The organism is Mycobacterium lacus, assembly GCF_010731535.1.
Lineage (GTDB): Bacteria > Actinomycetota > Actinomycetes > Mycobacteriales > Mycobacteriaceae > Mycobacterium > Mycobacterium lacus.
In genome coordinates this window covers 3,748,667-3,761,917 of record NZ_AP022581.1, presented here as the reverse complement: position 1 = coordinate 3,761,917, position 13,251 = coordinate 3,748,667, and the positions used below count along the sequence as shown (strand labels likewise).

9 protein-coding genes and 2 pseudogenes are annotated in these 13,251 nt (G+C 67.2%); 3 read left to right on the top strand and 8 right to left on the bottom strand.

Annotated elements, in window-relative coordinates; translation table 11 throughout:
• Nucleotides 1–18: 18 nt before the first annotated feature.
• The 8 genes and pseudogenes from G6N24_RS17290 to G6N24_RS17255 form a co-directional block, all read right to left on the bottom strand.
• Nucleotides 19–716 (bottom strand): annotated as a pseudogene (locus G6N24_RS17290) (YciI family protein).
• 99 nt (nucleotides 717–815) lie between these two features.
• Nucleotides 816–1,712 carry a hydroxymycolate synthase MmaA4 gene (mmaA4, locus tag G6N24_RS17285; protein WP_085157472.1) on the bottom strand — a complete coding sequence of 299 codons (897 nt, stop codon included), beginning with the start codon at nucleotides 1,710–1,712 and terminating at the stop codon, nucleotides 816–818.
• 95 nt (nucleotides 1,713–1,807) lie between these two features.
• Nucleotides 1,808–2,689, bottom strand: a complete 882-nt coding sequence (mmaA3, locus tag G6N24_RS17280) for a methoxy mycolic acid synthase MmaA3 (RefSeq protein ID WP_085157473.1) — start codon at nucleotides 2,687–2,689, stop codon at nucleotides 1,808–1,810.
• A 148-nt stretch (nucleotides 2,690–2,837) separates the two neighbouring features.
• Nucleotides 2,838–3,701, bottom strand: a complete 864-nt coding sequence (gene mmaA2 / locus G6N24_RS17275) for a cyclopropane mycolic acid synthase MmaA2 (protein ID WP_085157474.1) — start codon at nucleotides 3,699–3,701, stop codon at nucleotides 2,838–2,840.
• A gap of 157 nt (nucleotides 3,702–3,858) precedes the next feature.
• Complete coding sequence (gene mmaA1 / locus G6N24_RS17270; protein ID WP_085157480.1) at nucleotides 3,859–4,719, bottom strand: mycolic acid methyltransferase MmaA1; 861 nt, start codon at nucleotides 4,717–4,719, stop codon at nucleotides 3,859–3,861.
• Between the two features lie 90 nt (nucleotides 4,720–4,809).
• The gene (locus tag G6N24_RS17265) at nucleotides 4,810–5,727 is read right to left on the bottom strand and encodes an alpha/beta fold hydrolase (RefSeq protein ID WP_085157481.1); all 918 of its coding nucleotides are present in this window, start codon (nucleotides 5,725–5,727) and stop codon (nucleotides 4,810–4,812) included.
• Nucleotides 5,727–7,076, bottom strand: a complete 1,350-nt coding sequence (locus G6N24_RS17260; RefSeq protein ID WP_085157484.1) for an ABC1 kinase family protein — start codon at nucleotides 7,074–7,076, stop codon at nucleotides 5,727–5,729. The genes G6N24_RS17265 and G6N24_RS17260 overlap by 1 nt, the downstream gene beginning before the upstream one ends.
• A 152-nt stretch (nucleotides 7,077–7,228) precedes the next feature.
• Nucleotides 7,229–7,392: pseudogene (locus G6N24_RS17255) on the bottom strand (DinB family protein); the annotation flags it as partial.
• Nucleotides 7,393–7,415: 23 nt separating this feature from the next.
• Here G6N24_RS17255 and G6N24_RS17250 point away from each other — a divergent pair.
• Genes G6N24_RS17250 through G6N24_RS17240 form a run of 3 tightly spaced genes read left to right on the top strand, consistent with a single transcriptional unit; the run spans nucleotide 7,416 to nucleotide 13,149 of the window.
• On the top strand, nucleotides 7,416–11,606 hold the full coding sequence (locus tag G6N24_RS17250) for a glycoside hydrolase family 38 N-terminal domain-containing protein (RefSeq protein WP_085157486.1): 4,191 nt from the start codon (nucleotides 7,416–7,418) through the stop codon (nucleotides 11,604–11,606).
• A complete protein-coding gene (locus tag G6N24_RS17245) occupies nucleotides 11,603–12,220 on the top strand; it encodes a DUF7158 domain-containing protein (protein WP_085157488.1) in 618 nt (205 codons plus the stop codon). The genes G6N24_RS17250 and G6N24_RS17245 overlap by 4 nt, the downstream gene beginning before the upstream one ends.
• Nucleotides 12,220–13,149: an ROK family protein gene (locus tag G6N24_RS17240; RefSeq protein WP_085157490.1), complete on the top strand. Its 930-nt coding sequence runs from the start codon at nucleotides 12,220–12,222 to the stop codon at nucleotides 13,147–13,149. The genes G6N24_RS17245 and G6N24_RS17240 overlap by 1 nt, the downstream gene beginning before the upstream one ends.
• Nucleotides 13,150–13,251: the final 102 nt, after the last annotated feature.

Here is a 13,251-nt window from a genome sequence, read left to right as displayed (position 1 = left end):
TCGCGGCTCTGCAGCCCCTTACAGCCCTGAGGCCCCGGCCAGTTGCCGCAACTGCACGGTGGTAGCGGGAATCAACGATGCCAGCTTGACCGCCTCATCGCGGTCACCGACGCTCAGCACATAGAAGCCGTTGGCAATTTCGGCGCCCTCCACGTATGGCCCGTCGGTGACCAGGACCTCGCCGTCGCGCACGCGCACCGTGGTCGCCGTCGATGGTGGATGCAGCGCGGCCCCCGACTGTATGTGACCACCGCTGACGGCTTCGAACCGCTGGTGCTCGACCACCTCGCCTGCCATTCCGGCGAGCCGGGCTCTAGCTGGTGGTCTGGCGGCTCGAGCAGCAGCGCGATCCAGTCAGCGCCCTCCAGTGATTGCGTCGGCAACCGTTGGCCAGCCATTGGCCAAACCTCCACCGCGCCGTGCTTGGCGGCCGGGATGTCACGCGCCAAAGCCAGGGCCTCGTCCAGGTTTTCGGCCTCGAACACGTAATAGCCGCATGCTACTTCGGCGGCCTCGGCGAAGGGGCCGTCGGTGATGATCGGGCTGTCCGGGCCGCCGGTAATACGCGCGCCGGTCGCCGTCGGCAACAGGGCATCGCCGGCGCGGACAGCCGATGCGGCCTTGGTGTGGAAACGTTGGTAGGCGGCCATTTCCGCGGCCTTCTCGTCGGGCGTCCAGTCGCGCTCCTTGCTGATCAACAAGGCGAAGTACTGCATTCGTCGTCACCTCCGATGGTGAGCGGAACCCCGTGTTCCACTCTCTACCGTTTCGACGAGCGGCGCGAACGCAATCCGACAGCCGCGACGTCGCGAAAGTTAGGCCGCGGCGCCCGGCTTGAGGTAGGTCACGAGGCTGCAGTCGAGCATCTCGTCGGTGAAGTAGTGCTCGCAGCCGCGCAGATATTTCATGTACCGGTTGTAGACCTCTTCGGAAGTGATCTCGATGGCCTTGTCCCTGTTGGACTCCAACGTGTCGCCCCAGATCCGCAGCGTCTTGATGTAGTGCGGGCGCAACGAAAGGGGCTCGGGGACGATGAAACCGGCCTTCTGGCCATGTTCGACCATCATGTCGGTGGAGGGCAGGCGGCCGCCGGGGAAGATCTCCGTAATGATGAACTTGATGAAGCGCGCCGTCTCGAAGCTCAGCTTTTTGCCGCGGGCGGCCATCTCGAACGGGTGGTAGCTGACGCTGCTCTGAACGGTCATTCGGCCGTCCTCGGGCATGATGTTGAAGCACCGCTTGAAGAAGTCGTCGTAGTTCTCGTGCCCGAAGTGCTCGAAGGCCTCGATGGACACGATCCGGTCGACGGGCTCGGCGAAATCCTCCCAGCCCTGCAGGCGCACCTCACGTGCGCGGTTGGTGTCGATCGAGCCCAGCACCTGCTGACAACGGGCGTGCTGGTTCTTGGACAGAGTCAGGCCGATGACGTTGACGTCGAACCGTTCGACCGCGCGCCTCATGGTGGTGCCCCAGCCACAGCCGATGTCCAGCAGCGTCATGCCGGGCTTGAGGTCCAGCTTGTCCAAGTTGAGGTCGATCTTGGCGTACTGGGCTTGTTCGAGCGTGAGGTCCGGCGGCTCGAAGTAGGCGCAGCTGTAGGTGCGGGTCGGGTCCTGGAACAGGGCGAAGAAATCGTCGGAGACGTCGTAGTGCGCCTGGATGTCTTCGAAGCGCGTCCGCGTCTTCGTCGGGCTAGGCGGTTTCTCGGCCATCGTCGTTGTGCTCTCCTGGATCGTGTTCACTGCATTTGCACGCGAGAAGTCTTAGCTGAGGAGCTGCCCCCATAGCCCGTCTGTGGCAGACGAGTCTACTTTGCCAGGGTGAACTGGTTGCAGTCGATGTAGCCCATCCGGAATGCCTTAGCGGACCCGGTCAGGTATTGGATGTACCGGTCGTAGACCTCTTCGGATTGGATCGCGATGGCCTCGTCCTTACGGGCCTGCAGGGCCTCGGCCCAGAGGTCGAGGGTCTTGGCGAAGTCCGGCTGCAACGACTGGACACGGGTCACGTTGAAGCCCACCTTGGCCGCGTGCTCGTGGATGGTCTCGATCATCGGCAGCCGGCCACCGGGGAAGATGTCGGTCACGATGAACCTGATGAACTTTGCCATCTCCATTGTCAGAGGTATGCCGCGCTCTATGACCTGCTTCACATGCAACCCTGTGATCGCGTGCAGCAGCATCACACCGTCGGCGGGCAAGGCTTCATAGGCGTACTTGAAGAAATCGTCGTAGCGGTGGAAACCGAAGTGCTCCAACGCCTCGATGACGACGATGCGGTCCACCGGTTCGTTGAACTGCGCCCAGTCGCGCAGCAGGACCCGGCGCGAGCGCTCGGAGTCGACCCCGCCGAGGACTTGCTGGCAGTACGCGTGCTGGTTCTTGGACAGCGTCAGGCCAACGACGTTGACGTCGTAGCGTTCGATGGCGCGCTTCAGCACCGAACCCCAGCCGCAGCCGATGTCGAGCAACGTCATTCCCGGCTGCAGTCCCAGCTTGCCCAACGTCAGGTCGAGCTTGGCGACCTGCGCTTCGTGCAGGGTCATGTCGTCGCGCTCGAAGTACGCGCAGCTATAGGTGCGGGTCGGATCCACGAACAGCGCGAAGAACTCGTTTGAAAGGTCGTAATGCGCTTGGACGTTGTCGAGATTGGACCGCGAGCGCGTGGCGCCGATCAAGTTGTCAGACATGATGTCCTCCCGGTTGGGACGGCGCCCCCTCCCGGGGCCATCCCCGGCACCCTACACGGGAGCGGGCTCATCCTCTGCATTTGCGATCCAATGCCCGGTGCTGTTCTGCGCCTCGGTCCACCAGAAACCTCTGCGAACTGCGCAAACACTACATCTGCAGGGTGAACTGGTTGACGTCGATGTAGCCGACCCGGAATAGCTTGGCGCAACCGGTGAGGTATTTCATGTAGCGCTCGTAGACCTCTTCGGACTGAATCGCGATCGCCTCGCTCCTGTGTGTCTCCAGCGCCTCGGCCCACAGGTCGAGGGTCCGCGCGTAGTGCGGCTGCAGCGATTGGCGACGGGTCAGCGTGAAGCCCGCCTTCGCCGAGTGCTCCTCCACCAGCTCAATCGTCGGCGGATGGCCCCCGGGGAAGATTTCGGTCGCGATGAACTTGAGGAAGCGGGCGAGCCACAACGTGAGCGGCAAGCCGTTGTCGATCATCTGCTGTCTGGTCAATCCGGTGATCGTGTGCAGCAGCATCACGCCGTCAGGGGGCAGGAGGCTGCGTGCCATGCCGAAGAAGTCGTCGTAGCGATCGTGGCCGAAGTGCTCGAACGCGCCGATTGACACGATGCGGTCGACCGGCTCGCGGAACGCTTCCCAGCCCTCCAGCAACACCCGCCTACTGCGCGGACTATCCAGCTCGTCGAACAGTTTCTGGACATGCGCGGCCTGGTTCCTCGACAACGTCAGGCCGACGACGTTGACGTCGTACTTTTCGATCGCTCTCCGCATGGTGGCGCCCCAGCCGCAGCCGATGTCCAGCAGTGTCATGCCGGGCCGCAGGCCCAGCTTGCCCAGCGCCAGGTCGATCTTGGCGATCTGGGCCTCTTCCAGCGTCATGTCCTCGCGCTCGAAGTAGGCGCAGCTGTACGTCTGGGTGGGATCGAGGAAGAGCCGGAAGAAGGCATCGGACAGGTCGTAGTGTGCCTGCACGTCGGCGAAGTGCGGTGTCAGCTTCCGAGCCACGACATTTGCGCCTTTCCGGGCCCACAGAAGAAAAAGGCCCGATCGGTGGCATGCAGGGTGTGGCATGCCAAACGCCACAGATTTCCCCGTGTGAGCTCGGACCAAACTCGACGGGTCAGGCCGCGGCGCCAAACCGCGGCCGCCCTGCACCTGCACGCTACTTTGTGAGCGTGAACTGGGCCACGTTGATCAGCCGCCGTCGGAACCGGTCGGCGCATCCGGTCAGGTAATGCATGAAATTGTTGTAGACCTCTTCGGACTGCAACGCGATGGCCCGTTCCCGGGCGGACTCCAAGTTGGCCGCCCACATGTCCAGCGTCCGTGCGTAGTGTTGCTGCAGCAATTGGGTTTGTTCCAGGGAGAACCCGGCGGCCTGCGCATTGTCGACGATATCGTCTTCGGAAGGGAGTTCGCCGCCGGGGAAGATCGACTCCCGCAGAAATTTGAGAAACCGCAGGTCACTCATTGTCAGTGGAATGCCCTGCTCGTGCAACCACCTGCGGTCATAGGTGAACAAACTGTGCAACAACATCCGGCCGTCATCGGGGAGGATGTCGTATGAGCGCTCGAAGAACGAGGCATACCGCTCCTTCTTGAACGCGTCGAACGCCTCGAAGCTGACTATCCGGTCGACCTTCTCGTCGAACTCTTCCCAGCCCTGCAGACGTGCCTCGGCCCGTCGTTGCGTGGGGATCGCGGCCAGCCGGTCTTTGCTGCGTTGATAGTGATTCCGGCTCAGGGTGAGGCCGATGACGTTGACATCGTACGTCTCGACGGCCCGGACCAGGGCCCCACCCCACCCGCAACCGACGTCGAGCAGCGTCATCCCGGGCTCGAGGTTCAGCTTGCCCAACGCCAAGTCCAGCTTGGCGAGTTGCGCCTCTTGGAGCGTCATGTCGTCACGCTCGAAGTAGGCGCAGGTGTAAACCCATGTGGGGTCGAGGAACAGGGCGAAGAAGTCGTCCGAAATGTCGTATGCCGATTGCGACTCTTCGTAATACGGTCTCAGCTTGGCCATATGAGACAACCTCCAGCGCCAACCGTACAACCCGCGGCATTGTGCGTGACAATCATCCGAAGCAGTCTAAAGCCACCCGGATGCGGGGGTTCATCCGGCGGCTGAGAAATTGCGCGTCAGCTCGCCGATCACCCGATCCCACAGTTGCTGGGGCAGGTCGTGTCCCATACCGTCGACCAGCACCAGCCGGGCGCCGTCGATAGCGCGGGCGACCGCGCGGCCACCGGAGGGGCGCATCAGCTTGTCGGCTCGCCCGTGAATCACCACCGTAGGCGCGGCAATGCGCCGGTCGTAGTGCAGCAGGCTGCCGCTGCCGAGGATCGCGCTGAACTGGCGGGCAATCCCCCATGGGTGGTAGTTGCGGTCGTAGCTCTCGGCGGCGTCGGCGCGCACCTGCTCTTCGGGCATGGGGTAGCACGGGCTGCCGATGATCTTGCTGACGCGGACGGCGTTGTCGAGGATGACGTCGCGCGGTGAATCGGGTGCCGGGCCCTTGATGAGCGCCAACAGGGCGCGAGGGGCCGGCGGCGGCAAAAACCGGTGATTGTTGCTGGAGAAGATGATCGCCAGCGTTTTCGTCCGCTCGGCGAACCGTGCGGCGAAGATCTGGGCGATCATCCCCCCCATCGACGCCCCGACAATGTGGGCGTGCTCGATGTCGAGGTGGTCCAGCAGGGCTGCGGCGTCGTCCGCCATGTCTTCCAGCTTGTAAGCCGCCCTGCTGGGCAGCCCGAACCAGGAGCGGACTAGCCGGGCGACCAGCGGCTGCCCGGGGCCCCGACGTTCAGTCTTCGTGGAGAGGCCGACATCGCGGTTGTCGTAGCGGATGACGCGCAGGCCATGGCCGACGAGCTTCTCGCAAAAAGCGGTGCGCCACAACAGCATTTGGGCGCCCAGGCCCATGATCAGCAGCACGGGTGGGTCATCGAGCTCACCCATGTCCTCGTAGTACAGTTTCACGTCACCCGACACGGCCCGTGATTCTGCAAAGCCGCTGCGAACCTCCACTAGACCTCCACGTCATCAGATTGATGCTCGCGGCTGACCTCGACCATGAAATTGGCGAAGTACCCCGTCAGCTGCGGGTCGGACATCATCTGCCACCTGGGCGCCAGCAGCTTCATATACCGCTCGACGTACAGGAACTGTTTGCCGATCAGCACCAGCTCACGGGGCAGCCTGACATCGTAGGCGTCGGCCAGCGCCGACAGTTGCCGGCCGATGTCGGCATACGACATGTCGCCGAGCGTTTGCATCGTCAGCGGGGTGGCGAAGCGCTCCAGGTCCTTGGCGGCCTGGGTCTCGGGCTTGGTGGTGCCGACGGCGCCCATCAGCACGACGATCTTGCCGGCCGCGGCGTGATCCTTCTTCACGAGCAGCGCATACACCAGCTCGCGCAGCAGCCAGCGGGTACGCGGATCGATGCGGCCCATGATGCCGAAGTCGAAGAACACGATGCGGCCCGCCTCGTCGACGTATAGGTTGCCGGCGTGCAGGTCGCCGTGAAACAGCCCGTGCCGCAGCCCGCCCTCGAACACACTGAATAGCAGCGCCTTCACCAGCTCGACGCCGTCGAACCCGGCCGTGCGGATGGCCTTGACGTCGTCGATGCGGATGCCGTGCACCCGCTCCATGGTTAGCACCCGCTCGGTGGTGAAGTCCCAATGCACGTCCGGCACCCGGATGTTCTTGCCGAGCGGCGACGCGTGCAGGTGTGAGACCCAAGCCTCCATGGACTGCGCCTCGAGCCGGAAGTCCAGCTCCTCGGCCAGGTTGTCGGAAAAGTCGGCGACCACGTCTTGTGCGGAGAGCCGGCGGCCCAGCTTGGCCAATTCGACGGCCTGCGCGAAGCGCTTCAGGATCTGCAGGTCCGCGGCGACGCGGCGACGGATGCCGGGCCGCTGGATCTTGACGACGACGTCCTCGCCGCTGTGCAGCGTCGCGTAGTGCACCTGGGCGATGGACGCCGACGCGAACGGCTCTTCCTCGAAACTGGCGAACAGCTCGGACGGCTCGCCGCCGAGTTCCTCGACGAACAGCTTGTGCACCGCGTCGGTGTCGGCGGGCGGCACCCGGTCGAGCAAGCCCCGAAACTCGCGGGACAGGGACTCGCCGAACGCGCCGGGGCTGGACGCGATGATCTGTCCGAACTTCACGTACGTCGGGCCCAGGTCGGCAAAGGTCTGCGGGATCTCTCTGATCACCTTCTGCTGCCACGGACCCTTGCCAGGCAGCTTGGTGACGACACGAGCGGCGGTGCGGGTTACCTGCCAGCCCGTGGCGGCAACCCGGGCGGCCTCGACCGGCAACGGCACTCGGTCCAGCTGCACCACCTCGCGGTGTTTGGTGGAACTCATCTGAGCAGTGTGCCAAACCGGCGGTGTCAAGTCCCAATCCTTGTGAGCCCGCTCACCGGAGACGGAAGGCCGGCGAGCGTGTTCTCAGAGCGGGATTTCGGTCTCGAAGTTTCGCCCTGAGCACACGCTCGGCGACGAGCGACACTGGTCCGCGGCGGGAACACAAAGTCGCCGAGTCGTCCGGATGCACGGTCCAGCAGTTGGGCACCGGCTGCCAGAACTGCTCGTGGTCGGTGAGGCCGTCCAGGCGCGGGCGCAGCCGCGCGCGCCAGCGCCAGTCGAGCTCGTCGGCCAGTTGCGTGGTGACGCTGGCCATGTCACCGAGCGTAAGGTGCTGGCATGCGGGTGGCCTCGGCCGAGTCGACCGAACTGTTTGTTGGCCCGCCGGAGGCGCCGGTGCAGCTGGTGCGTGTCAGCGTCGCCGGGTGCACCGAACGCACGCCGGTCCGCATCGATGGTGACGGGCTAAGGGGAACGGCGGTGGCCGGCATCGGCCGTCGTGGTCGGGAGGTCGTCGAGGTTCCGGTCTCGATCGACCGACCCGTCGTCGGAGAGCGGCGAGCCGCGCGGGCGCGCGCGGGTGGATCGAGCCTGGCCTTCGAGTTCACCGTCGCCGAGCCCGGGTGGACGATGTTCATGGTCAGCCACTTTCACTACGACCCGGTGTGGTGGAACACCCAGGGTGCCTACACCAGCCAGTGGACCGAAGACCCGCCGGGTCGCGCTCGGCAAACCAACGGCTTCGAGCTGGTGCACGCGCACCTAGAAATGGCTCGCCGAGAGCCGGAATACAAATTCGTGCTGGCCGAGGTGGATTACCTCAAGCCGTACTGGGACACCCACCCCGAGGACCGCGCCGACCTGCGCCGGTTCCTCTCCGAAGGTCGTGTCGAGGTGATGGGCGGCACCTACAACGAACCCAACACCAACCTCACCGGCCCGGAGACAACGATCCGAAACCTGGTGCACGGCATAGGGTTTCAGTGCGACGTGCTGGGCGCCGATCCGGCCACCGCATGGCAGCTCGACGTGTTCGGTCACGACCCGCAATTTCCCGGGATGGCCGCCGATGCCGGGTTGACGTCGAGTTCGTGGGCCCGTGGACCGCATCACCAATGGGGTCCCACTCAGGGCGGTGACGTCGACCGCATGCAGTTCTGCAGCGAGTTCGAGTGGATCTCGCCCTCGGGCCGCGGCCTGCTCACCCACTACATGCCTGCGCACTATTCGGCGGGTTGGTGGATGGACTCATCGACCTCCCTGGCCGAGGCCGAGGACGCCACCTACGCGTTGTTCGTCCGGCTCAAGAAGGTCGCGCTGACCCGTAACGTGCTGCTGCCCGTCGGCACCGACTACACGCCGCCGAACAAGTGGGTCACCGCCATCCACCGCGACTGGGCCGCGCGCTACACCTGGCCGCGCTTCGTGTGCGGGCTACCGAGGGAGTTCTTCGCGGCGGTGCGCGCCGAGCTGGCGGGGCGAGGCCAAGCGCCGTCGCCGCAAACCCGCGACATGAACCCGATCTACACCGGTAAGGACGTGTCTTACATCGACACCAAACAAGCCAACCGAGCGGCCGAGAACGCCGTGCTGGATGCCGAGCGCTTCGCCGTGTTCGCCGGGGTAATGACGGGCGCCGAGTACCCGCAGGCGGCGTTGGCCAAGGCGTGGGTGCAGTTGGCCTACGGCGCCCACCACGACGCCATCACCGGCTCGGAGTCCGACCAGGTCTACCTCGACCTGCTGACCGGCTGGCGCGACGCGTGGGAGCTGGGCCGGGCGGCCCGCGACAACTCTTTGGCGTTGCTGTCTGGCGCCATAGCCGGTCCCGCGGACTCGGTTGCGGTGTGGAATCCGTTGACCCACCGGCGCACCGATGTCGTCACCGCCCGGCTGGATACGCCGCTGGATGCCGGCGTGCGGGTGGTTGACTCCGACGGAACCGAGGTGGCCGCGCACGTCGAGCACGACGGGTGGTCAGTCACCTGGGTGGCGCGGGATGTGCCGTCGCTGGGCTGGCGTACCTACCGGTTGGTCCCCGCAGGCGAACGGGCGGGCTGGGAGTCGGCCGCTGGCCTTGAGATTGCCAACGAGCATTACCGCTTGGCCGTCGACCCCGCGCGTGGCGCTGGGGTCTCTTCGCTGGTTTGCGACGGTCGAGAGCTGATCGCCGACGGCCGGGTGGGCAACGAGCTCGCCGTTTACGAGGAATACCCGTCGCACCCGACCCAGGGCGAAGGCCCGTGGCACCTGCTGCCCAGGGGGCCGGTGGTCTGTTCGTCGGAATCGCCCGCACAGGTGCGCGCTTACCACGGCCCGCTGGGCCAGCGGCTGGTCGTGCAGGGCCGGATCGGCACGCTGCTGCGCTACACCCAAACCCTCACCCTGTGGCGCGACGTGGCTCGGGTGGACTGCCGCACCACCGTCGACGGGTTCACGGGAGAAGACCGGTTGTTGCGACTGCGCTGGCCGTGCCCGGTGCCCGGCGGGATGCCGGTCAGCGAGGTGGGGGACGCTGTCGTCGGGCGCGGTTTCGCGTTGCTGCACGAGGGGTCTCGCTCGGTGGACACCGCTACGCATCTGTGGACGCTGGACAACCCCGCGTACAGCTGGTTCGGGTTGTCCTCGGCCGTGCGGGTGCGCCTCGGCAGTGAGGCGGTGCGGGCAGTATCGGTGGCCGAAGTGGTGTCTCCCGCGGAGGCGACGTCCGGCCCGATGGCGCGCGACCTGATGGTCGCGTTGGTCCGCGCCGGAGTCACGGCCACCTGCAGCGGCGCCGACAAGCCGCGCTACGGCCACCTCGACGTCGACTCCAACCTGCCGGACACGCGGATCGCGCTGGGCGGGCCGACCCGCAACGTGTTCACCAAAGCAGTGCTGGCCGCGGCGGATTCGATCTACGCGGCCGAACTCGAGCGGCAGCTGGCGCGGACCGGTCAGGCCAGGGTGTGGGTGCCGGCGGCGGCCCCGCTGGCCGAGGTCTGGACGCCCAGCGCCGACTTGCGTGCGCCGCGTGCGCTGCCGGTGCTGGTGATTGACGGGCGGGACGACAAGCAATTCGCCGCCGCGATTGCGTCGCTGGCCGAAGACCTGGGCGATGCCGAGATCCTGGTCGACCAGCACGCGCGAGCGGGCATGGAACCCTTCGAGGCCCGCACCGTCGCGCTGCTCAACCGCGGGGTGCCCAGCTTTGCCGTCGATGTCGAGGGCACCCTGCACACCGCGTTGATGCGCTCCTGTACCGGCTGGCCGTCCGGCGTCTGGATCGACGAACCGCGCCGCACCGCACCCGACGGCTCGAACTTCCAACTTCAGCACTGGACGCATGATTTCGACTACGCATTGGTCTGCGGCGACGGTGATTGGCGGTGCGCCCAGATCCCGGTTCGCAGCGCGCAGTTTTCTCACCCACTGCTCGCGGTCTCTCCGCGGCAACGGGAGGGTCGGCTGCCGGCGGTTGGTTCGCTGCTGCAGGTCGACCCTGCCGGCTCGGTGCACCTGGGCGCCCTCAAGGCGGCGGGCAACCCGCTGGTAGCCGGCCGCGCGCAGCCGGTGCACCCAGGCGCGGTGACGCTGCGATTGGTGGAAACGATCGGGGCGACCACCCGCGCCGTGATCGGCTCCGAGGTGGGCAAGGTGCGCGCGCTCCGGTTTGCCGACCTGCGGGAAAGACCCCTGGAGAAGGCGGGCCGACGCGGTTCGGTCGATCTGCACGGCTACCAGATCGCCACCGTGCTGGCCCGCCTCGACGCACCCAAGGTGTTGGCGGCGGACGGCGCCGCGCTGGCTCCGCAGGCCGAGACGGCTCAACCGCTCTACTCGCGGTATTGGCTGCACAACCGCGGTCCCGCACCCCTTGGTGGGTTGCCGGCCGTCGCCCACCTGTACCCCCGGCGGGTGAGCGCCGAGCCGGGCGACGAGGTGGTGTTGCGCCTCACCGCGGCCGGCGGCTGCACGGACTCCGCGTTGGGCGGCACGGTCGCGGTGCTGGGTCCCGACCGCTGGTCGACCGCGCCCGTCGAGCTGCCGTTCACGCTGTGCCCCGGCGAGCACCTGGAGACCGACGTGGTGCTGGCGATCCCGCCGCGCACACAGCCGGGGCTTTATCCCGTCCGCGCTCAGCTACGCATCACAGATAGCGGAGTGCCGGCCGCGTGGCGCCAGGTGGTCGAGGACGTGTGCACGGTGTCCGTCGGTGCCCCCGAGGGAGAGGAGCTGCTGTACCTCGTCGACGAGCCGGTCGACGTCGAGCTGGTGGCGGGCGACTCGGCCCGCCTGGCCGTCACGGTTGGCACCCACGCCCGGGCCGAGTTGGCGCTGGAGGCGCACCTGATCAGCCCCTGGGGGACGTGGGAGTGGATCGGGCCGGCGGCCCTGGGCGCGGTCCTGCCCCCGCGCGGTACCGCCGAACTCGTCTTCGACGTGATCCCGCCACCCTGGCTGGCACCGGGCCAGTGGTGGGCACTGGTTCGGGTCGGCTGCGCCGGCCGGCTGGTCTATTCGCCAGCCGTGAGGGTGACCGTGAAATGAGCGTCCACCCGGTCGCGACCGTCGCCGGCGCTCCGGTTCCGATCGAGGAGGTCGACGCGCGAGAGGCGTGGCTGCGCACCGGTCCACGTGCGGCCGCGCTGCCAGCAAGCGGCACCAGCGAGGGACGGCAACTGCGGCGCTGGCTCACCCAACTGGTCGTGACCGAGCGAGTGATCGCCGCCGAGGCTGCCGAGCGCGGCCTTGCTGCGCAGGACGCCCCGGCCGAGGCCGAGCTACTGCCCGACGTGACGGCGCGGCTGGAGATTGGCAGCATAGCGGCGGCGACCCTCGCGGATCCGCGGGCGCGGGCGCTGTTCGCGGACGTCACTAGAGCGGTCCGAGTCACCGACGACGACGTGGCCGACTACCACGCTCGCAACCCGCTGCGGTTCGCCGAGCCGCGGACCGGACGCGACGGATGGCGCACCCCGCCGGTCGCCGGCCCGCCGCTGGAAGGCGTGCGGTCCGCGATCACCGAACACCTTCTGGGTGCCGCGCGGCGCCGCACGTTCCGGGCATGGCTGGACGCGCGCCGGGCCGCGTTGGTCCAGCTGGCACCCGGCTACGAGCATCCCGGCGACCCACGCCAGCCCGACAACACCCACCGGCACTGATGCCCAGCCTCACTCTCTGCCTCGACATCGGCGGCACCAAGATCGCCGCCGGCCTGGCCGATTCCGAAGGCACGCTGGTCTACAAAGCCGAAAATCCCACCTCCGCCGACGGCGGGGCGGAACAGGTGTGGTCCGCCGTCGCCGCGATGATCGCCGACGCGCTGCGCGCGGCCGACGGTGGGATCGGTGGCGTGGGCATCGCCGCGGCGGGGCCCATCGACCTGCATGGCGGCACGGTCAGCCCGATCAACATTGCGTGTTGGCGCGGTTTCCCGTTGCGGGACAGGGTCGCGGCCATGATTCCCGGGGTGCCGGTACGGCTGGGCGGCGACGGCGTATGCATGGCGCTCGGCGAGCACTGGCGCGGCGCCGGACGGGGAGCGCGCTTCATGCTTGGCATGGTGGTGTCGACCGGTGTGGGCGGTGGATTGGTGCTCGATGGTCACCCCTATACCGGTCGCACCGGCAATGCCGGCCACGTCGGTCACGTGGTGGTCCAAGACGCGGGCAGGCGGTGCGCGTGCGGTGGTCGCGGCTGCGTCGAGACCGTCGCAGCCGGCCCGTCGATGGTGCGCTGGGCGCGGGAAAACGGCTGGCCCGCGGCGCCCGGAGCCGGCGCCAAGGACCTGGCCGACGCGGCGACGGCCGGGGATGCGGTGGCGGTGCGGGCGTTCCGCCGCGGCGCCACCGCGCTCGCGGCGATGATCGCCTCGGTGGGCGCCGTGTGCGACCTGGACCTGGTCGTCATCGGCGGCGGCGTGGCCAAGTCCGGGCCCCTGCTCTTCGACCCATTGCACGCCGCGTTGGCCGACTACGCCCGGCTGGACTTTGTGGCCGGCCTACGCGTGGTGCCCGCCGAGCTCGGTGGCGAGGCCGGACTGGTGGGGGCGGCCAGGCTGGCGGGGAGCGCAACGTCCAGATTGCAGTGAAGGCTGTTTTGGCCGATCTGAGCTGCCGCGCTATTGTGGTTGCCGATCCACCAAAGACCGTCGGTCACCGAGCAATCGGTCGAAGGTCCGGGAACATCCCGG